The sequence below is a fragment of the Spongiactinospora sp. 9N601 genome (genome assembly GCF_044326295.1).
Taxonomy (GTDB): domain Bacteria; phylum Actinomycetota; class Actinomycetes; order Streptosporangiales; family Streptosporangiaceae; genus Spongiactinospora; species Spongiactinospora gelatinilytica.
Genome location: NZ_JBIRBB010000026.1, coordinates 34,084 through 53,834 on the forward strand (window position 1 = coordinate 34,084; position 19,751 = coordinate 53,834).

At 73.2% G+C, this 19,751-nt stretch carries 15 protein-coding genes and 1 tRNA gene; 7 read left to right on the forward strand and 9 right to left on the reverse strand.

The window, feature by feature from the left end; translation table 11 throughout:
- Positions 1-16: 16 nt before the first annotated feature.
- Positions 17-88 (reverse strand) — tRNA-Arg (locus ACH34R_RS40460).
- 117 nt (positions 89-205) lie between these two features.
- On the opposite strand from ACH34R_RS40460, the gene ACH34R_RS40465 reads away from it, so the two are divergent.
- On the forward strand, positions 206-595 hold the full coding sequence (locus ACH34R_RS40465; RefSeq protein WP_111168873.1) for a response regulator transcription factor: 390 nt from the start codon (positions 206-208) through the stop codon (positions 593-595).
- A gap of 75 nt (positions 596-670) precedes the next feature.
- Here ACH34R_RS40465 and ACH34R_RS40470 read toward each other — a convergent pair whose 3' ends face one another.
- From ACH34R_RS40470 to ACH34R_RS40495, 6 genes are all read right to left on the reverse strand, one after another.
- A complete protein-coding gene (locus ACH34R_RS40470) occupies positions 671-3,502 on the reverse strand; it encodes an AAA family ATPase (protein ID WP_397566916.1) in 2,832 nt (943 codons plus the stop codon).
- 55 nt (positions 3,503-3,557) lie between these two features.
- A complete protein-coding gene (locus ACH34R_RS40475) occupies positions 3,558-4,775 on the reverse strand; it encodes a hypothetical protein (protein WP_397566917.1) in 1,218 nt (405 codons plus the stop codon).
- Positions 4,776-4,947: 172 nt separating this feature from the next.
- Positions 4,948-6,102 (reverse strand): alanine racemase, encoded by a 1,155-nt coding sequence (locus tag ACH34R_RS40480; protein ID WP_397566918.1) that lies wholly within the window; start codon positions 6,100-6,102, stop codon positions 4,948-4,950.
- Between the two features lie 54 nt (positions 6,103-6,156).
- Positions 6,157-9,615, reverse strand: coding sequence for a DUF4153 domain-containing protein (locus ACH34R_RS40485; protein WP_397566919.1), 3,459 nt, complete (start codon positions 9,613-9,615; stop codon positions 6,157-6,159).
- 5 nt (positions 9,616-9,620) lie between these two features.
- Positions 9,621-10,316, reverse strand: a complete 696-nt coding sequence (locus ACH34R_RS40490) for a response regulator transcription factor (protein WP_111168345.1) — start codon at positions 10,314-10,316, stop codon at positions 9,621-9,623.
- A gap of 62 nt (positions 10,317-10,378) precedes the next feature.
- Positions 10,379-12,694, reverse strand: a complete 2,316-nt coding sequence (locus ACH34R_RS40495; protein WP_397566920.1) for a glycogen debranching N-terminal domain-containing protein — start codon at positions 12,692-12,694, stop codon at positions 10,379-10,381.
- Between the two features lie 127 nt (positions 12,695-12,821).
- On the opposite strand from ACH34R_RS40495, the gene ACH34R_RS40500 reads away from it, so the two are divergent.
- The 5 genes from ACH34R_RS40500 (at position 12,822) to ACH34R_RS40520 (ending at position 18,310) form a co-directional block, all read left to right on the forward strand.
- Entirely contained in the window at positions 12,822-14,387 is a 1,566-nt protein-coding gene (locus ACH34R_RS40500; RefSeq protein ID WP_397566921.1) for a serine/threonine-protein kinase, read from the forward strand.
- A 39-nt stretch (positions 14,388-14,426) separates the two neighbouring features.
- Positions 14,427-15,185: a hypothetical protein gene (locus tag ACH34R_RS40505; protein WP_397566922.1), complete on the forward strand. Its 759-nt coding sequence runs from the start codon at positions 14,427-14,429 to the stop codon at positions 15,183-15,185.
- A complete protein-coding gene (locus ACH34R_RS40510; RefSeq protein ID WP_397566923.1) occupies positions 15,178-16,665 on the forward strand; it encodes a serine/threonine-protein kinase in 1,488 nt (495 codons plus the stop codon). Before ACH34R_RS40505 ends, ACH34R_RS40510 begins: the two co-directional genes overlap by 8 nt.
- Entirely contained in the window at positions 16,658-18,019 is a 1,362-nt protein-coding gene (locus tag ACH34R_RS40515; protein WP_397566924.1) for a hypothetical protein, read from the forward strand. The genes ACH34R_RS40510 and ACH34R_RS40515 overlap by 8 nt, the downstream gene beginning before the upstream one ends.
- Before the next feature lie 93 nt (positions 18,020-18,112).
- Positions 18,113-18,310, forward strand: a complete 198-nt coding sequence (locus ACH34R_RS40520; protein WP_111168339.1) for a hypothetical protein — start codon at positions 18,113-18,115, stop codon at positions 18,308-18,310.
- 4 nt (positions 18,311-18,314) lie between these two features.
- On the opposite strand, the gene ACH34R_RS40525 is transcribed toward ACH34R_RS40520, so the two are convergent.
- Both ACH34R_RS40525 and ACH34R_RS40530 read right to left on the reverse strand, forming a co-directional pair.
- A complete protein-coding gene (locus ACH34R_RS40525; RefSeq protein ID WP_397566925.1) occupies positions 18,315-18,626 on the reverse strand; it encodes a DUF3817 domain-containing protein in 312 nt (103 codons plus the stop codon).
- Positions 18,627-19,412, reverse strand: coding sequence for an SURF1 family protein (locus ACH34R_RS40530; RefSeq protein WP_397566926.1), 786 nt, complete (start codon positions 19,410-19,412; stop codon positions 18,627-18,629).
- A gap of 149 nt (positions 19,413-19,561) precedes the next feature.
- On the opposite strand from ACH34R_RS40530, the gene ACH34R_RS40535 reads away from it, so the two are divergent.
- Positions 19,562-19,729, forward strand: a complete 168-nt coding sequence (locus ACH34R_RS40535) for a hypothetical protein (RefSeq protein ID WP_199536991.1) — start codon at positions 19,562-19,564, stop codon at positions 19,727-19,729.
- The last annotated feature ends 22 nt before the right edge of the window (positions 19,730-19,751 follow it).

The following is a 19,751-nucleotide window of genomic DNA, read 5'->3' on the forward strand; positions in this document are numbered from 1 at the left end:
AAAGGAAGATCAGCGGTGCCCCCTGTAGGATTCGAACCTACGCACCCGGCTCCGGAGGCCGGTGCTCTATCCCCTGAGCTAAGGGGGCGCGTTGCGGAACCAGGTTACCAGTACCTGGGCGGCGCTCGGCACCATGATATCTCTGGGGTCAGAAGTCCCTTGAAAAACGCACGGGGTGGCCTGGGGAGGGGCTAGTGTCGCCGCCGTGGGCGAGCATCTTGGGCGGGTACTGGTGGTGGATGATGATGAGGTCATCCGGCAGCTCATAGCGGTCAATCTGACGCTGGAGGGGTTCGAGGTCGAGACGGCGAGTGATGGGCAGGATTGCCTGGATCGGGTGCTCGATGTGCGGCCGGATGTGGTGACTTTGGATGTGATGATGCCGCGGCTGGACGGGTGGGCGACGGCGGCGCGGTTGCGGGGGGATGAGGGGACGAGTGGGATCAAGGTGGTGATGATCACTGCTCGGGCGCAGGATGACGATCGGCGGCGGAGCAGGGGGATCGGGGTGGACGCCTATCTCACCAAGCCGTTCGATCCGGCGGAGCTGATCGAGTTGGTGCGGGGGCTGGCGCTTTCGGAGCGTGCCCGGTAGGAGCGTGCCCGGTAATAGCGTGCCCGGTAGGAAGCCGGGTAGGAGCGTGCTGGGGTGGTACCGGGGGTTGGGGCGTTAGGGGCGGCGGGTCAGGGCGGCGGCCTGGGTGCGGGTGGAGACGCCGAGCTTGGCGAGGATGTTGGAGACGTGGACGCTGACCGTCTTCTGGGCGATGAAGAGGCGTTCGGCGATCTCGCGGTTGGTGAGGCCCTCGGCGACGAGGGTGAGGACTTCGCGTTCGCGGTGGGTGAGGTTGTCCGGGGCGGGGGTCGAAGGTGATGGGGCCGAGGCGAGGCGGGCGCGGCGGCCCAGGGTGGTCAGCGCTTCGATGAGCGGGGTGGCGTCGAGTTCGCGGGCCGTGGTGAGGGCGGCCTTCCATTCGTCGGCCGCGGCGGCGCGGTCGCCCGCGGTGATGAGGGATTCGGCGAGGCGCCAGCGGGAGCGGGCGACCTCGTAGGAGAAGCCGAAGTCGAACGCGGTGACGACGCGGGCCCAGATGGCGGGGGTGGCGGTGCCGCGGACGCGGTGCCATTCGGCTTCGGCGCGGGCGAGCCAGGCGAGGCCCTCGACGCCGAGCGGGCCGCGGGCGCCGGAGCCCGGGCCGGTGGTGGCCGCGTGGCGGGCTCGGGCGAGCAGGTCGTCCGCCAGATCGGCGGCATCGGCGGGGCCGGTTTCGGCGAGGGCGGCGAGGCCGATGGTGCAGATGCGGATGAGGACCGCGTCGTACGGCTCGACGATGGCGATCAGCGCTTGGACGTGGGCGAGGGCCGCCTCCGGGTCGCCGCGCCAGAGGGCGTGTTCGGCCTCCAGGCCGCGCGACATGTACGCGATCAGCGGGAGGCGCTGGAACTTCCGCAGCCACGACAGCCGTTCCTCGGCGGCCGGCTGGCCACGGGCCACCTCGACGAACAGCGCGAACGAGGACAGCAGGGCCTCGGCCTCGGTGCCGACGCGGATGGGGAAGCCCGCCGCCACGCGCTGGGCGTCGTCCCATTCGCCGAGAACGTAGTGGATGAGGAAGCGCAGAAAGCGAAGTTCGGTGCCGAAGGTGCTCCAGGAGAGCCCGGCCTCGGCGGCGAACCGGACGCCGCGGTCGGCGGTACGGGCGGCGGGGGCCAGGTCGCCGGCCTCGTACTGGAGACGGGCGAGGTTGAACAGACCGCGCAGGTTGATGGACAGATTGGGGCCGGGGCGGGAGGTGACGCGCTTGAGCAGGCGTTCGGCGGTGACCTCGTCGCCCGCGATGGAGGCGTACGCGGCCAGGGAGATGAGGGCGCTGTTGGCCGCGTCCGACTCGCCGGCGGCCTCGGCCGCCGCGAGGGCGCGGGCGGCGAGGTCCTTGCCCTCGTCGTGCCGGGTGGTCCAGTACAGGACGCGGGCGTAGGTGGCCAGGGCGTGGGCGCGCATGGAGTCGTCCGTGGCGGCCTCGACGGCCGCCTGGGCGGCCTGGATGGAGCCCGGCTCGTCCTCGATCTCGGTGAGGTAGTAGGCCAGCCGTTCGTTGACCTCGGCGGTCGGCGGAAGCTCCTTGAGCTGGGCGACCGCGCGGCGGTTGTCGCCGCTGTCGGCGGCGGCGATGGCGCTGCGCAGCCCGAGGCTGGTGCGGTCGGTGCCGGTCACCCGTTCGGGGTCGGGTACTCGGTCCCACAGGCCGAGCGCCTGGTCGAAGTGGCGGTGGGCCTCGGCGGGGGCGCCGAGGCGCAGCGCGCGGCGGCCCGCCTCGGCCGACGCGGCGAGCGCGCCCGCGAGGTCGTGGCTGGCGAGGTGGTGGTAGGCGAGTTCGGCCGGGTTGCCGCCCCCGGGGGCGGCGGTCAGCAGCGCGGCGTACTGCGTGTGCAGGCGGGTACGCTCGCCGGGCAGCAGGTCGCCGTAGACGGCCTCCCTGAGCAGGGCGTGCCGGAAGACGTAGCCGTACCCGTCGCGCAGCAGCAGCCCCCTGGACACGATCTCGCGCAGCGCCTCGTCGAACCCGGACTCCGCCAGCCCGGCGGCCCCGGCGAGCAGGTCGTGGTCGGCGCGGCGGCCGGCCACCGAGGCGGCGCGCAGCGCCTGCTGGGCCGGTTCGGACAGCTTCTCCACGCGGGAGAGCAGGAGTTCGGCGAGCCCTTCCGGCAGGCCGGCGTCCTGATCGCAATCGCCGTCATCGCGGGCGGCGAGCAGTTCCTCGGCGTAGAAGGCGTTTCCTCCGGCACGTTCCACGATCGAGTCGATGGAGCCGGTGGACACCGCGGCGGGGGGCGCCAGCGCGGCCAGGTGGTCGGCCATGGCGTGGGGCGGCAGCGGGCCGAGTTCGATCGGGACGACGATGGGCAGCCGGCGCAGCTCGGCCAGCAACGGGCGGAGCGGGTGGCGGCGGTGGATGTCGTCGGTGCGGTAGGTGCCGGCCAGGCAGACGCGTTCGGACTGCAGCATGCGGGTGAGGAAGACGAGCAGGTCGCGGGTCGAACGGTCGGCCCAGTGCAGGTCCTCAAGCAGGAACAGCACGGGCTGTTCCGCGGACAGCTCGCTGAGCAGGGCCAGGGCCTGCCCGAACAGCCGCTGCTGGGTGAGGCCGCCGGCCTGTTCCTCGTCGGTCTCGCCCCGCGTGCCGGGGAGCAGGCGGCGTAGCACGGGCCAGGCCGCGACCTGGTCGGGGGGCGCGTCGCGGAGCGCGTCGGCCAGCGGGAGGTACGGCACGGCGTCGCCCAGCTCGGCGCACTGCCCGGCCATGACCATGAACCCGAGCCCGGACGCCCACTCCGCCAGCTCGGTCACCAGGCGGGTCTTGCCGATCCCGGCGTCGCCGCCGACGAGCGCCACGCCCGCCGACCCTTCGGCCGCCGCCCGCGCGACGCCGATCAGCCGGTCCAGCTCGGCGGAACGCCCGATCAGCGCGCTTTCCGCCGGTCGCCACGCTCGCCACGCCATGCGCCGAGTATGCCATGTGCGACCAAGACCGGGTCTCCGGTGGTTCGGCGTAGGTTCAGGGGGTCTGGATCAGGGCCTCGGGGATGCGGTCGAGCACCGGGAAGGGGGCCAGGCCGTACGCATAGAAGTCGACCGCCTGGGCGCCCGCCGCGCGCACGGCGCGGACCTTGGCGGCCAGGCGGTCGGCCGAGTCGGTGTCGGGGAGGCCGGGGCGCAGCACGGCGCGGATCTGGCGGTCCTTGCCGACCGAACGGCGGTACGCGGCCACGTCGTCGGCGACCCTGGCCGCGTCGCGGGCGTAGGCGAGCACCCCGAAGGAGGGCACCAGGTCGCCGAGCGCCAGCAGGTCAATGCCGAGCTGCCAGGCGTCGTGAGCGGCGAGCCCGGGGGACGGCAGGCCGTCGGTGTACCCCTTGTGCGCGCCGGTGGCGTCCAGGAAGACCAGCTTGGAGCCCTCTTCGGCCACGGCCGTCGACACCGCGGCCACCAGCGAGGTCACCGTCTCGGAGCGGGCGCGGGCGTAGGCGACGACGTCGGGCCCGGCGTACGCGGTGAGCGCCGCACGGGTGACCTCGCCCTGGGCGGGCGGGTCGCCGTCCAGGATGCCGCCGACGATCCGGGCGCACTCCTCCCTGGCCACCTCCGCGTGGACGCCGAGGTCGGTGGCGCGGCGCATGCAGTACTCGCAGAAGCACAGGCTCAGCAGGAACGCGTCCATCGGGCCGAGCGGGACGAAACACCGCTCGTGATGGTATCCGTGGGCGAAGGGGGCGAAGTGCAGGGATTCGGCCACCACGCCGTCCACGCCCTGCCGGGCGACCGCGCGGGCCAGCGCCTCGGCGTAGAACCGCACGTCGGGGTGGGCGGGGCACAGGTCGGCCGGGGAGCCCCGGTCGCCGAAGCAGTTGCGCACGGTGACGTCGGGGTTGGCCAGGCCGAGCGTGGTGTTGTGCAGGAAGACCGTCCAGCCGTACAGCTTGAGGCCGCGTACGGCGGTGGCCTCGCGCAGCGCCGCCAGCGGCTCCTCCGCCGCGCCGTCCTGGATCGGCGGGGCCAGCCGCAGCTCGGTGAACAGCTCGTCCGGCGGGTGGAAGTGCGTGCCGTCGTAGCGTAGGGTCACCCGGGTCTGGCCGTGCGGGGTGACGTCGCGGGCGCGGTGGTAGGCGGCGGCGACGGTGATGCCGCCCGCGCCGTACGCGGTGAGGCGGTCGAGCACCTTGTCCATGCCTTCGCCCCTGATGTCCTCGACGAAGACGTATACCGAACTGTCCACCTCAGCCGTCCTGCCGTCTCGAAAGCCGCGTGCCATCGACCCTGCCGTAATGCCCTGCCACCAGGCCCTGCCGTCACCAGGGCCTGCCGTCACCAAGCCCTGCCGGAAAGCGCCCTCCGGAATCGTGCCGCCAAGCCGTGTCAGAAGACCCGGGCGGGTCAGAAGATACGTCTCAGAAGTACGTGGCGATCAATTCGACCACGACATGACGCTCGTCCACCACCGGCAGGACCCGCCACTTGTCAAACGCCGTGCATGGATGGGATATGCCGAATGAGACCAGGTCGCCCGGCCGCAGGTCGTTCTCGCCCGTCAGCAGTGCGTGCTGGTCCCACATCTTGACCACCTCGCCCTTGACCGGGGACAGCTCGCCGTCCGCCCGCCGGACCGCCTTCGGCACCGGCAGCCCCTCGTCGTAGGGCGCGTCGCGCTTGCCGAACCCGACGATCGTCATCCCCGGCTCGGGAGTGGACAGCACGTGCGCCCAGACCTCCAGGGCGGGGCGCAGTTCGCCCGCGATCCGGTTGTACGGCGTGCGCTCGCGGTAGATGCCGTCGTCGTGGGTGATGTAGGCGCCGCTGCGCAGCAGTACGCGGGCCTGGCAGTCGGCCAGTTCCCGGCCGATCACGTCGAACCACATGCTGCCGCCGACCGACAGGATCGGGTCGCGCACCCGCAGGTGGTCCAGTGCCTCGCGCAGCCGGCCGAGGTACGCGCGCACCTGGTCGGCCGAGTTGAGGGTGCCCTCGTAGCCGCCGACCCCGGCCAGTTCGACGCCCGGCGCGGCCTGGCCGGCCGCCGCGACGTCGAGCAGGTCGCCGACCGTACGGCAGCCGCCGCGCCCGCCCGGCTGCCCCAGCTCGGCCAGCACCCGGAACGGCCTGGCCCCCGCGTGCCGGGACATGATCTCGATCTGCGCGACGGAGTCGGCGAAGCACAGGAACTCAAAGGACGGATCGCGCTCCAGCTCGGCCGCGATGGCGCGCAGCCCCGCCGGGTCGACGATCTCGTTGGCCACCATGATCCGCTCGACGCCGTGGCCGCGCAGGATCAGCGCCTGGCTCGGCGTGGCCACGGTGAACCCCCACGCGCCCGCCTCAAGCTGGGCGGCGAGCAGCGCGGGGGCCATGGTGGTCTTGGCGTGCGGGGCGAGTTCCATGCCGTGCTCGCGGGCGAACCCCGCCAGGGTGGCGATGTTGTGCCGCAGCGCGGCCCGGTCGGCGACCATGAGCGGGAAGCTGAACGGCCCATCGAAGATCGACCGTCCGGCCGGGTCCGCGAGGATGCCCTTGGCCGCCCGGACGTCCGGCTGCTCGGGAGTCCGCAAGGAGGCGCCCCTTTCGCGCGAAGCCTGGTTAGGTGCTTCGCACTTTATCGGGGCTCATTCGGCGTCGCCGCTCCGGTAGGGCACGCTCGCGCAGCTCGCCTGCGGCAGCAGCGGACGGGCCGCGATCGCCTCCCTGGCGCGCTGTCTGGCGAGGTTCCAGCTCTGCCAGGTGGCGGGCTCGGAAAGGCCCGCGGCCCTGGCGATGTCCTGGAGCACGCAGGTACGCATCGGCTCGGGCAGCCGGTCCAGGGCGGGGATCGCCTCCGGGCCGAGTTCGTTGAGGTAGTCGATGTCCAGCCGGCTGATGGTCTTCCTGACCTCGATCTGGGTCGCGGCCACCTGGAGGTCGGGGTTCCAGACCGCGAACGCCACCAGCCCGGCCCCGGTCAGCGCGACGAGCGCCCTGGGCAGCCGGCCGCCGTGGCCGCGACGCGTCAGGCGTACCGCGCCGGCCACGATGACCAGCACGAACACGGCGGCGAGCCAGATGATGGTGGCGGCCACGGAGGCGCGCAGCCGGGTGTAGCCGTAGGCGTCGGTGTAAAGGCCGATTCGGTGCATGGCGGAGGCCAGGATGACCATGGTGAGCAGGCACAGTACGCCGAGCAGTACGGCCAGCGCCCAGCGCTCCCGGCCGCGCACGGACACGGTGCCCGCGGCGACGGCCACCACGGCCAGCACGAACACGCTGACGATGAGGAGCTGGAAGAAGCCCTCCCTGGCGTAGGCGGCGTAGGTCAGGCCCGCGGTCACCGCGACCCGCCGGCCGCCGCCGAACAGGACGGTGATCTGTACCAGGACGAACGCGGCGAACAGCAGGTTGAGCGCGACCAGCGGCAAAGCCCACACCGAACGGCCGACCCGCAGCCGTACGTCGGGGGCCACCGGCTCGGCCACCGGGCGCAGGCCGACCAGCAGCCCGGCCGCGGCCAGCGCGCCGAAGATCAGGAACATGAACGCCCTGGCCGGTACGGTGTCCAGCCAGCCTGGCGGGGTGAGCAGTACGCGGAGGTAGGAGGAGAAGACCGCGTCGGCGGAGGCGAACAGCGCGCCGAAGATGCCGAGCAGGCCGAGCGTGAGCGCGATGCCGGCGACGAGCTGGCCCGGCTTGCTGGGCCTGCGGCGGGCGAGGGCGCGCAACGGCCCACCAGCGAACCACGGCAGCGGAGGCAGCGCCAAGACCAGCGAGACCAGGCCCCGGAGCAGTCCGTACCAGCCGCGACCGGCTCCTGAGATCGCCAGCGACACCAGGCAGAAGCCGGCCAGCATGGACGGGACGACCAGCCAGACGGCGTGCAGGTACAGGGCGGTGCCGATCAGCGCGTAACCGATCAGGCCGAAGGTGATCGACCAGCCGTCCAGCCTGCGCCACACGGCGGGGAGGACGGCGGCTCCGGCGGCGAGCGCGGCGAGCACCATGCCGAGGCCGGGCGAGCCGTACGGCACGGCGACGATGGCGAACACGGCCACGGCCACGATGGCGGCGAGGCCCCAGGGGGGCATGTCCGGGACCACGGGGCGGGGGAATACCGGTGGCGGCGTGTAGGCGGGGGGTTTGCGGGCGGACGGGGGGCCGGGCTCGGGGGTCGTCCCCGGGGCCGGTGGGGTGCGGCGGTCGGTGGGCGGCGGGGCGATTCCGGCGACCCGGGTGGCCCCGATGACCGTGCCCACGAAGGCCCCGACCACCGTGCTGAGGGCGCCGAGGAACATCCCGGCCAGAAGGTCGAGCGCGGCCACCGGGAGGGCCATCAGTACCCCGGCCACCAGTCCGAAGAACGCGCCCAGCAGGCAGAACGCCACGGCCAGGCCCCAGTTCCTGGGGTAGGAGGAACCTGGTGGGAGGGTCGGCGGGGGCGGGGTCCGGCCGGGGGGCGGGGGGCCGGCGGCCCTGGCTTCCGCGGGAAGGGAGGCGGTCACCCTGCCGGGGGTGGTCGCGGGCACGGCCCTGGCTCCGGAGGGGGCGGGCGCGCCGGAAGGGGTGGAGGCCGGCCCCGCCGCGCTGCCGTGGGCCTGGGGTGCAGCGGATACCAGGGCGGGACCCGGATCAGGTGAGGTGGCGGGGGCCTGGGCTGAAACGGGAGCCGGGTCGGAAGGGAGCATGGGGCCCGGGGCTGAAGCAGGGGCCGCGTCGGGCGAGAGAGCGGGGGCCTGACCCGGAGCCAGAGCCCGATCGAGCGAGGAAGCAGAGCTCTGAACCGAAGGCAGGGCCGCATCAGGCGAGAGAGCGGGGGGCTGACCCGGAGCCAGGACCGGATCGAGCGAGGAAGCAGAGCTGTGAGCCGAAACCGGGGCCGCATCAGGCGAAAGAGCGGGGGGCTGACCCGCAGCCAAAACCGGATCGAGCGAGGAAGCAGAGCTGTGAGCCAGAGGCAGGGCCGGATCTGGTGAGGAAGCGGGGCCCTGGGCCGAAAGGGAAGCCGGGTCGGGTGAAGCAGGGGGACGTGGGGCCGGATCGGGAGGTTGAGTTAAGGCGGGCTCCAGGCTGGGTGAGGGTGTGGGGGGTGGCGAGGGGGTTGTGGGCACGGTGGTCCTTTCGGGGAGTTCGACGACCATCCGGCAGCCGGGACCTTCGTCGATCCGGACGCCGCCGCCGTGGAGTTCCACGATTTCCTTGACGATCGCCAGGCCGAGCCCGCTGCCTCCGGCATCGGCGGCGCGGGCCGGGTCCAGGCGGGAGAAGCGTTCGAAGACGTGGGCGCGGGCGTGTTCCGGGATGCCCGGTCCCTCGTCGCACACGGTGAGACGTACGCGCGGCCCGTCCGGGCGGGCGGTGACCGTGACGGTGCCGCCGGGCGGGCTGTGCCGTACCGCGTTGTCCAGCAGGTTCGCGAGCACCTGGGCGAGCAGCCCCGGGTCGGCGAGTACGGCGAGCCCCGGCGGCACGTCGCCGCGCACGCGCACACCGTCGCGGGCCAGGGTCGCCTCCTTGCCCGCCTGCTGGACGAGTGCGCCGAGGCCGACCGGTTCGGGGTCGATGAGCCGCGCGCCGGAGTCCAGCCGGGACAGGTCGAGCAACTGGCCGACCAGTTTGCCGAGCCGTTCGGTCTGGGCGAGCGCGGTGCCGAGCGTCTCAGGGTCGGGTGCGGAGACGCCGTCCACCACGTTCTCCAGTACGGCCCGCAGCGCGGTGATCGGTGTGCGCAGTTCGTGGCTGACGTTGGCGATCAGTTCGCGGCGCTGCCGGTCCACCTCGCCGAGGTCGGCGGCCATCGCGTTGAAGGCGCTGGCCAGTTCGCCGACCTCGTCGCGGGAGGTGGCACGGACCCGCTCGCCGTACCGGCCCTTGGCGATGATCTGCGCGGCGGCAGCCATGTCGCGCAGCGGCTTGGTCATGCCACGGGCCATGATCTGGACCAGGACCAGGGCGAGCCCGGCGGCGACGGCGATCCGCGCGTCGCGGGTGTACCCGAGGTTGATCCCGACCTCGTTGACGACGAACGCCGCCGCCACGGCGAGCAGGATCACCACGCCTAGTTTGATCTTGATGCGCCCGAGGAAGTCCAGCGGTCGCATCGCGCTCACCCGGTCTTGGCCAGGGCGTAGCCGACGCCGTGCACGGTCCTGACCACGCCCGCGCCGAGTTTCCTGCGCAGCGCGCGGACGTGGCTGTCCACCGTCCGGGTGGCGGCGGCCTCGGAGAAGCCCCAGATGTCGGCCAGCAGGCGCTCCCGCTCGTAGACCTGTCCGGGCCGGTCGGCGAGGCGGCGCAGCAGGTCGAATTCGGTCCTGGTGAGCTGGGCCTCGGCGCCGCGTACGTACACCCGCCGCTCGGCCGTGTCGATCTCGACCTCACCCACCTTGATCACGGTGTCGCCCGCCGTTAACTGGGCGGCCCGCTCGACGCGGCGCAGCAGGGCGCGCACCCTGGCGACCAGTTCGCGCATGCTGAACGGCTTGGTCACGTAGTCGTCCGCGCCGACGCCCAGGCCGACCAGCAGGTCGGTCTCCTCGCTCAGCGCGGTCAGCATCAGCACCGGCACCGGCCGCTCGGCCTGCATGCGGCGGCACACCTCCAGGCCGTCGAGCCCGGGCAGCAGCCGGTCGAGCACCACCAGGTCGGGTTCGAGCGCGGTGTAGACCTCCAGGGCGCGCGCGCCGTCGCCCTCGACCCGCACCGCGAAGCCCTCGGCGGCGAGCCGGTCGCGCACGGCCCGCGCGATCGTCTCGTCGTCCTCGACGAGCAGAATCGTGCGTTGTTGTCGCTGGTTGGCCATGCCGGAAGACTAAGGCGTACCGGTGCAGATACTCCTCTCCACAATGTGAAGAACCGGTGCAATCAGGCGAGGGTGAGCCCGCCGGGAAGGCCGGTGAGGGAGCCGTCTCCGGAGGCGTCCACGGCGGCCTCCACTTCGGCGCCGGCGATCCGCAGCCCGCGTACCGAAAGCGCGCCGAGCGGGGCCCCGGCGAGCGGGCGCAGCGCGACCCGGCCCGCCGGGACGTCGGGGCGCACCCCCAGCACCGCGTTGACGAGGGTCACGGCCGCGGCGGCGGTCCACGCCTGGGGGCGGCAGGCGGCGGGGTAGGGCACCGGCGTGCCGAGCGGGCGCCGGTCGTCGCCCCCGTAGAGTTCGGGGAGCCGGTGGCCGAACGCCTCGGCGGCGTCGAGCAGCGAACGCGCGAGGTCCGCCGCGGGCTCGTCGTAACCGGCCGCGGCCAGGCCGCCGATCACGATGGCGGTGTCGTGGGTCCAGACCGAGCCGCAGTGGTAGGACAGCGGGTTGTAGCCGGCGTCGCGGGCGGACATCGTGCGCAGGCCGAACGCGCCGGACATCTCGGGGGCCGCCAGCAGGTCGGCGACCTGGCGTTCTTCCTTCGGGGAGAGCAGGCCGGTGCCGAGCAGGTGACCGATGTTGCTGGTCAGGGAGTCCACCGGGCGCTTGTCGCGGTCGAGGGCCAAGGCGGGGCGCGGGCCGTACGGGCCGGTGTCCACCCAGAAGCGGGCGCGAAAGCGCGTGGCGAGCGCGGCGGCGTACTCCCGCCAGCGGTCCCCCTCCCCCGGCCCCGCGAAGGCGTCCAGCAGCGCCGCGCCGCCCGTCGCCGCCTCATACGCGTAGCCCTGGACCTCGGCCAGCGCGATGGGGGCCGCCGCGTGCCGCCCGTCGTGGAACCGCACCGCGTCCGGGGAGTCCTTCCAGCCCTGGTTCGCGAGGCCCTGGCCGCCCTCGTCCGCGTACTCCACGAAGCCGTCGCCGTCGGGGTCGCCCTCGCCCGCCAGCCAGCCGAGCGCAGCGCGCAGCGCGGGAAGCAGCGCGGCGACCTCCTGTTCGGGCATCCCCCAGCGCCAGGCGTCGTGCAGCAGGCAGATCCACAGCGGGGTGGCGTCCACGGTGCCGTAGTAGACGGGCGGCAGCCGGACCTCGCCGCCCCGGCCGGTGATCGTGTACTCGCCGCGGCGCAGTTCGTGCATGATCTTGCCGGGGGCCTCGCCCGAGGGGCCGTCGGTCGCCCTGCCCTGACGGCGGGCGAGCACCCGCAGGGTGCTCTCGGCCAGGCCGGTGCCGAGCGGCAGCAGCATCCGGGCGGTCCACAGGCTGTCGCGGCCGAACAGCGTGAGGTACCACGGCACGCCCGCGCCGATGAAGGTGTCGCCGGGCGCGGCGGCGTCGGCCAGCCGCAGCGCGCGCAGGTCGTCCAGCGAGCGGTGCAGCAGCCGGGCCAGGCGGCGGTCATCGGCCCGTACTTCGGGTTCGGGCCACTCGGCCGGGCCGGTGGCGGCGATCACCACCGCGCCCGGGTCGGTCACGCCCGCCGACCAGCGCAGCACCGCCCGCCCGCCGGGGGCGAGCGCGACCCGCCAGGCCAGCCGGGGATCAGCGCCGCCCTCCCCCGCAACGGCGGCCATCACCCCGCCGGCACCAGGCCGGGAAGCGCCGGAGGGCTCCGCCGCCGTGGGGGGCACGCCGCCGGTACCAGGCCGGGGGCCATCGGCGGGCTCCGCCCGCGCGTCCTCCTCCACGAGGGTGGGGGTCACGTCGCCGGGGCTCGGCTGGGGAGCGCCGGAGGGCTCCGCCCCCGTGGCGGCCACCCCGCCGGTACCAGGCCGGGGGCCATCGGCGGGCTCCGCCCGCAGGGGTTCTCCCGCGACGGTGGTGGTCACGCCGTCGGGGCCCCGCCAGATCAGGGTGTCGTCGGCCTGCCGTACGGCGGGTGCGGGCTCCCCGGCGAAGCCGGATCTGACCTGCGCCATCGGTGCGAAGTCGCAGCCGAGCTCCAGGCGCACGTCGATGGCGAGCGGCTCGGCGGCCGACGAGATGATCGTGATCTCCTCGCGTACGCCCTGCCCGGTCACCGTGCGGACGCGTTCGATCCGGACCTCCGGGTCGGGGCCCTCGTCGCCGAGCCAGCGGGCCAGCGCGACGAACCTGCCGACGCCGGGGCCGCCGGGCGCGTACGCGACGGCCTCCGGTTCCAGGCCGTCCACGAGCAGCACGGCCCGGGACAGCACCCGGTGGTCCGCGTGGAACACCCCTTGTGCCCCGATGGGCCTGATCTGCCCGTCCCGGCCGCTCAGCGCGCTGGTCGGGGCGAGGATCACGACGGCCAGGTCGTCCAGCCGGGGCGGCACGCGCCGGCCGGGGTACGCCGCGGACATGAGTTCTCCTCCCGCCGAGGTCTCCCTGCCAGCCTGACAGAAAAATGCCCTGGAGGCCGGTAGGTGGCCGTCCGGATGGTAAATGGCTATTTTGCTATGGGCCATGCAGTCGGACGGGGAGGGCCCATTGATCGGCGCTCGACGGCTTGCCGGACGCTACCGGTTGCTGAACCCGCTGGGGGAAGGCACGGTGGGGACCGTCTGGCTCGCCCTCGATGACGTACTGGGCAGGGATGTGGCCATCAAAGAGGTGCACATCCCGCCCGACCAGGACGAAGACCGCCGCCGGGAGATCCGCGAGGCCGCGGTCCGCGAGGCCAACGTGGCCGCCCGGCTGCGCCACCCGTCCATCGTGACCGTCCACGACGTGCTGGTGGAGGACGGGCGGCCGTGGGTGGTGATGGAACTGCTCAGCGGCGCGTCCCTGGAGCGGACCGTGGCCGAGCGCGGGCCGCTGCCGCCGCACCAACTGGCCAGGGTGGGCGTCCACCTGCTGTCCGCGCTGGCCGTCGCGCACGCCGCCGGGATCGTGCACCGCGACATCAAGCCGAGCAACGTCTTCCTGACCAGGACCGGCCGGGCGGTGCTCACCGATTTCGGGGCCGCCGCGATCGAGGGGGAGACCACGGTCGGGCGTACCGTCCACCTGATCGGCACCCCGGCCTACGTCGCGCCGGAGCGGCTCAGCGGCGCCGACGACGGCCCCGCGGGCGACCTGTGGTCGCTGGGCGCGACGCTCTACTTCGGTGTGGAGGGACGCCCGCCGCACGACGCCGAGTCGCCGATCGAGGTGCTGCGCAAGGTGCTCACCGAGCCCGCCCGCCCGGCGGAGCGGGCCGGTCCGCTCGGCCCGGTGCTGGAACACCTGCTCGCCGCCGACCCCGCCGTACGCCCGCCGTTGCCCGTGGCCGAACAGATGCTTCGCGACCTGGCCTCGGGGCGCACCCCGGCGCTGCCGCCCCCTCCCCCGTCGCCCCACACCGCGCCCACCGGCCCGCAGCCGCGCGGGCGCGGGCGTACGTGGCTCGTGGCGGCGGCGATGATCGCGGGGCTGCCGCTGGTGAGCACCGGTACGGCTCTCGCCGTGAACGCCGTGGACCGCGCCTCCACGCCCGATCCGAAGCCGACGAGGCTGAGCGAGGAGACCGGGAAGTACGCGATCCCGCTCCAGTTCTGCTCGATGCTCACCGACGCCCAGGTACGGCAACTCGTGCCGACCGGCCCCGCGGGCGAGCCCAACAACAGGGAGGGCTGCCAGTGGCCGGGCAAGGGCGTCGCGCTGACCATCGAACTGGTCGGCGGGCAGAAGTTCGCCATCGGCGGGGAGGAGTCGACCTGGGGCGCCAGCCCGGCGCGGGCGCACGAGTGGTACCGCAACGAGCTGTTCACCACCTTCCCCAACGGGACCATCGGCTGGAAGTGGCCGGAGATCGGCGCGAACGAGATGCGCTCGGCCCGCGTGACCGGCCCGGAACCGGTCACCGGGATCGGTGACGAGGCGTTCGCGATCCACCAGTACGACAACAGGACCCATCTGAAAATGGAACAGAGCTTCATAGTGACGCGCGTGGACAATCTGGTCATCAAGGTCGGCTACACCGCCATCGACGGCGCCCGCGACGAACGGGCGCTGCGCCAGGGCGCGGCGACGGCGACCCGCTGGTTCATCGCGGCGATGGACCGGACGGCCTGAGCGATGCACCGGCACACTCCGCGGGACGGCCTTCCCGCCATGCCTCCCGGCGAGTCCAAGAGCCCGCCACCAGGGCAGCCGGTGGCACGCCCGCACGGCACCCAGCCCACGATCGACGGCTCCGGGCGGACCGGTGTGCTGGTGCCACGGCCCATCGTGGTGCTCACCGTGCTGCTGATGGTGGCGATGGCGGCGGCCATCGGGGTGCTGGGCGCACCGTACCTGCGGGGCGAGCGGCCCATGGCGGTGGCCACGCCCACCCCGACCCCGGCCGCCTCCGGCGCGAAGGGCCGGTTCGCCGAGGCGCCCCGGGCCTGCGGCCTGCTCGGTGACGCCCTGGTCGCCGAACTTCTGCCCGCCTCGCGTACCTCACAGGTGTCCGAGCTGGAGTGCGAATGGCGGACCGCGGACTACCGCAAGCCGTCGAACAGCAAGTACGACATGGTGCTGCGGCTCGTCAAGTACGAGCAGGAGGCCACGGGAATCGTCAAGGCCAAGGAGTACTTCGCCGGCAAGCGGGACGACTTGGTCCGCGATGGCCGGCTCGAAACGCCCGCGCCCGCGCCGCCCGCCGCGCTGTCCGGCCTCGGGGACGAGTCCTTCGGCTACACCAAGCCCATGAAGATCTCCATCTTCAGCGAGTCCGTCAAGCGCATCGTGCTGTGCCGGATCAGCAACCTCGTCGTGGAGATCGAGTACGAGCGCGGCGGGACCACGGAGGACAAGGACGGCAGGCTCGCCGCGGGCGCGGAGAAGGCGGCTCGGGCGATCGTCGCGGAGCTGAACGCCCGTGGCTGACCTGGAACACCCGCCGCCACCGCTCGCCGGCCGCTACAAGCTGGAGGAACGGCTGGGCGCGGGCGGCATGGGCGTGGTGTGGCGGGCCCGCGACCAACTGCTGATGCGCGAGGTCGCGGTGAAGGAGGTACGGCCCGCGCCGTACCTGCCGGAGGCGCAGCGCGCCGACCTGAGCGAGCGGACCATGCGCGAGGCCCGCGCCGCCGCGATGCTCTCCCACCCCTCGATCGTCGCCGTCCACGACGTGATCCTGCACGACGGCCGCCCGTGGATCGTGATGGACCTGGTCAAGGGCCGTTCCCTGGAACAGGTGGTGAAACGGGACGGCCCGCTGCCGCCCGAGCGCACCGCGATGATCGGGCTGGCCGTGCTCGACGCGCTCGCCCACGCCCACCGCGGCGGGCTGATGCACCGCGACGTCAAGCCGGGCAACATCATGATCGCCGACGACGGGCGGGTGCTGCTCACCGACTTCGGCATCGCGACCCTGGAGAACGACACCGGCCCGACCCGGCCGGGCAGCCTGGTCGGCTCGCCCGGCTACATCGCCCCCGAACGGCTGCGCGGCGTGGCCGAGGCGCCGCCCGCCGACCTGTGGTCGCTGGGGGCGACGCTGTTCGCCGCCGTGGAGGGCCACTCGCCGTTCCACCGGGCGACGCCGGTGGCGACGCTCGGCGCGGTGCTCACTCAGCCCACGCCGGAGCCGGCGCACGCGGGGCACCTGGCGCCGGTGCTGATCGCCGTACTGGAGAAGGACCCGCGGGTGCGCCCGGGGGCCGCCGAACTGCGCACCGCCCTTCGGCATGTCGCCGAGGGACGCCCGGCCCCGGCGCTGCGCCGCAGGTCACCGACGCGGCGCAGGCGGATCGTGGCCGCCGCGGTGGCGGGCGTCGCGGCGTTGGCCGTCCTGGGCACGGCGCTGTGGACGATGTCCCGCGACGGGTCGGGCGGGACCGTCGCCGCGACGGCCACGCCGTCCGCCGACCCGCGCGCCGGGCGGTTCACCGAACTCCCCGACCCGTGCGGTCTGCTCACTCTCGAACAGGGCAAGCTGGTCGTGCCCACCCCCAGCCCGCAGGTCGACGCGGCGCGTCAGCGGTACTGCGACTGGGGCGGATCCAGCGACGAGCGGTGGCTCCGGGTGAAACTGACCCTCTACAAGCCGGCCAAGAAGCTCACCGCGCCCGAGGTGGCCCACGCCTTCCTCGTGCACCTGCGGCAGAACATCGCCGCCGACGCCGGGACCGGGCTGGTCGGCTCGGTCTTCCCGCTGCGGTCGGTCACCGGGGTGGGTCAGGACGGCTTCGCCTACGAGGGCACCAGCCTGGACCGCACGTCCAGCACGGTCGTCTTCCAGTCCAGCAACCTGCTGGTGGAGGCGGACCTGTCGATGAAGGGCAAGAAGCCGACGGAGGACCTGAAGGAGCGGGCGCTCAAGTCCGCCAGGTCCATCGCCGAGGAGCTGAACAGTCGTGGCTGATCCGGGTTCGGCGCTGCTCGGCGGCAGGTACCGGCTGCTCGGCCGGCTCGACCAGGCGGGCGGGCCGTGGCGGGCGCGCGATGAGATGCTGCACCGCGACGTCGCGATCAGCGAGGTGCCGCTGCCGCCGCCAGGGCCAGGGCGCGAGGCCGTGCTTGCCACGGTCCGGGCTGCGGCCGGGCTGCGGCATCCGGCGATCGTCACCATCCACGACGTGCTGGTGGCCGCCGACCGGCTCTGGATGGTCTGCGAGCTGATCCCCGGGCGCACGCTGTCCCAGACGCTGCGCACCGAGGGCCCGCAGCCCGCCGAGCGGGTGGCCGACATCGGGCTGCGGGTGTTCGACGCGCTGCGCGCCGCCAAGGCGGTGGGCGTCTCGCACGGCGGCCTGTCCCCCGACGCGGTCGTCATCGCGCCGGACGGCCGGGTCGCGGTGTCCGGGTTCGCCACCACCGGGTCCTACGGCGACGACATGCGGGACCTGGGGGTGATGCTCTACACCGCGCTGGAGGGCCATCCGCCGGGCGGGCAGGGCACGCCGATGACGATGGGCGACATCCCGCTGACCGACCCGGAGAACGCGCCGCCGCCGGACGGGCCGCTGGCCCCGCTGCTGGCCGCGCTGCTCCAGGACGACCCGTCCTCGCGGCCGGACGACGAGTCGGTACGGCTGACGCTGCTGCGCATCGCGCCCCGGCACCGCCTGGCCCGCCGCCGCGGCCTGCTCCTGGTGGCGGGGGCGCTGGCGGTCCTGCTGGCGGCGTCCGTCGCGGGGGGCTTCCTGTGGCGCTCAGGGACGACCCAGCCGGTCGCCGCCGCCACCCCGTCGCCGCCGCTGATCCTGCCGACCCACTTCAGCGCTCCGCTGGATCCATGCGGCTTCCTGACCAATGACCAGATGCGCGAGGTGGGCATCGCTCTCAATCCCAAGAGGGCCGACCATGAGTGCGACTGGCTCAGCGCCGACAGCACCCAGCCGCGCTCCTTCCGGCGGGACCTGACGATCTACGCTCTCCACTTCACGGCCAAGGGCGGCGACACAGGCGTCGAGCGGGCACGGCTGTACTTCGTCAATCGCCTCCAGCAGGAGATCGGCCGCAAGACCGCCACCTTCGGGCAGCCGATCCGGCACACCGTGCCGCCGAAGATCTACGACGGGCCCGGCGAACAGGCGTACATCACGGAGTACACCGGAGACAGCGTCTCTTACACGACGGAGATCCTCTTCCGGGTGGGCAACGTCCTGATCGCCGTGCAGTACTCCCGGGGCAACGGCAGCGACCCCGACCGCGTCACCTCCACGGGGGCGAAGAAGATCGCCGGGTGGATCGAGCGGTCGCTCGCCGAAGGGTAGCCGCCTGGAACCCCTGGCCCCTGCCCGATCGTTGTCCTGGCGACGCACAATGTCAGGGCGGGGCACGTGGCCCCACCGAAGGAAAGGCCCATCATGTCGCCACTGGCGAAGTACTACACCGGCGCTGCCATCGCGTCCGTCCTCGTGCTCCTGCTGCTGCCGCTGCCCTCGCTGGTCAACTGGGTCATCGTGCTCGCCCTGCTGGGCGCCCCGGTCGCCGGCTATTTCATGCTCGACCCCAGCCAGCGCGAGCGGTTGAAGCGGGTGCGCAGGCGCGGCCTGGGCCGCTAGCCGGCTATGCGGCGGCCACCTGGCCCTGCACGCGGCGGGTGACCTTGCGCTCGATCACGAACGACAGCAGCGGGATCGTCCCGGCGAGCAGCACCCCGAGCGTGTACGGCCAGGTCCAGCGTGCCTTGAGGCCGAGGTTGAGCGCGGCGAGCAGGTAGACGGCGTACAGGAAGCCGTGGATCGGCGAGATGATCGACACCGGCCCCGGCACCGCAAAGGCGTACTTCAGCACCATGCCCGCCACCAGCAGCAGCAACATGACACCGACGATGTAGGCCAGCACTCGGAACGGCTTCAGCGCGGATTGCACGGTCATCTACCTCATTGACGATTCGGACAGGGCCACACCGGCGGCGTCACCGTCGTGCTCCGGTTCGCGCTGCTCGCGGACGGGGGCGCGGTGGGCGTCGCGGATGTAGTGGAACCACAGGAAGATCGTGAAGACGCCGAAGATCCACCAGTTCGCGGCGTAGGCGAGGTTGCGCCAGGAGAATTCGCCGGGTTTGCTCGGCGGTGGGGCCGGTACCGGCTCGGCCGCCACGGCGGGGGCCGGGCTCTGCGCGGTCGCCACCACGTAGCCGTCCCGCAGCCGCGCGCCCGGCCAGACGTTGATCAGCTCGGCGGTGGACACCGACAGCACCTGCCCGGCGGGCAGCGTGCGTGCGTCGCGGCGCACCGAGTCCACCTGCTCGGGGGGCACTAGCCGCCCGGTGACGGTGACCTTCCCCTGCGGCACGGCCGCCGCCGGATCGCCCGGCCGGGCCACCCGGCCGCGTACGACGGGCACCTGAGTGCCGTCGCCGAGGTCGAGGGAGTCGAGCAGCCAGAAGCCGCCGTCGCGTCCGGCGACCAGCAGGCTGCGCGCGGGGTCGAAGACGCCCTCGGCGGTCACCTTCCGGTTGGCCGCCGCCCGGGTGACGTGCTCGCCCGGCTTGGACAGCGTGGCGAGCGCGACGGCGGGCGGGTCGCTCACGGTATGCGGGCGGCCGGAGTCCTCGAAGACGCCGAGCTGCCAGCGGCCGAGCAGGCCGAAGGCGACCAGCGCCGCGATCGCCACCAGGTGCATGCCCACCAGGCGCGAGGAGAACACGGTCCGCAGCATGACCCCACGGTATCCGCCCACAGGTCCGCCCCTTCCTCCGGCCGCCCGCGGGCGCGGGTAAGGGGCCGTCCGTTGCCACCACCATGGGTTGCCGCCAAATGGGACAAACACCTGACGGGGGCCTTGGCTGAGTGACTAGAGTCATCGTCATGGCAGATCAGATCGACCCGGCGGGCAACACCCAGCAGTTCCGGGCCTTCGCACAGAGCAACGAAGGGGAGACCGCCAAGCAGCGGCCTTCCTACCTCATCCCCGTCGTGGTGGGCGTGGTGGCGGTCATCATCGTGGCCGTCGGCGCGTTCCTCCTGTTCAGGTAGGGGCGAGCACGCGCCAAGCCGA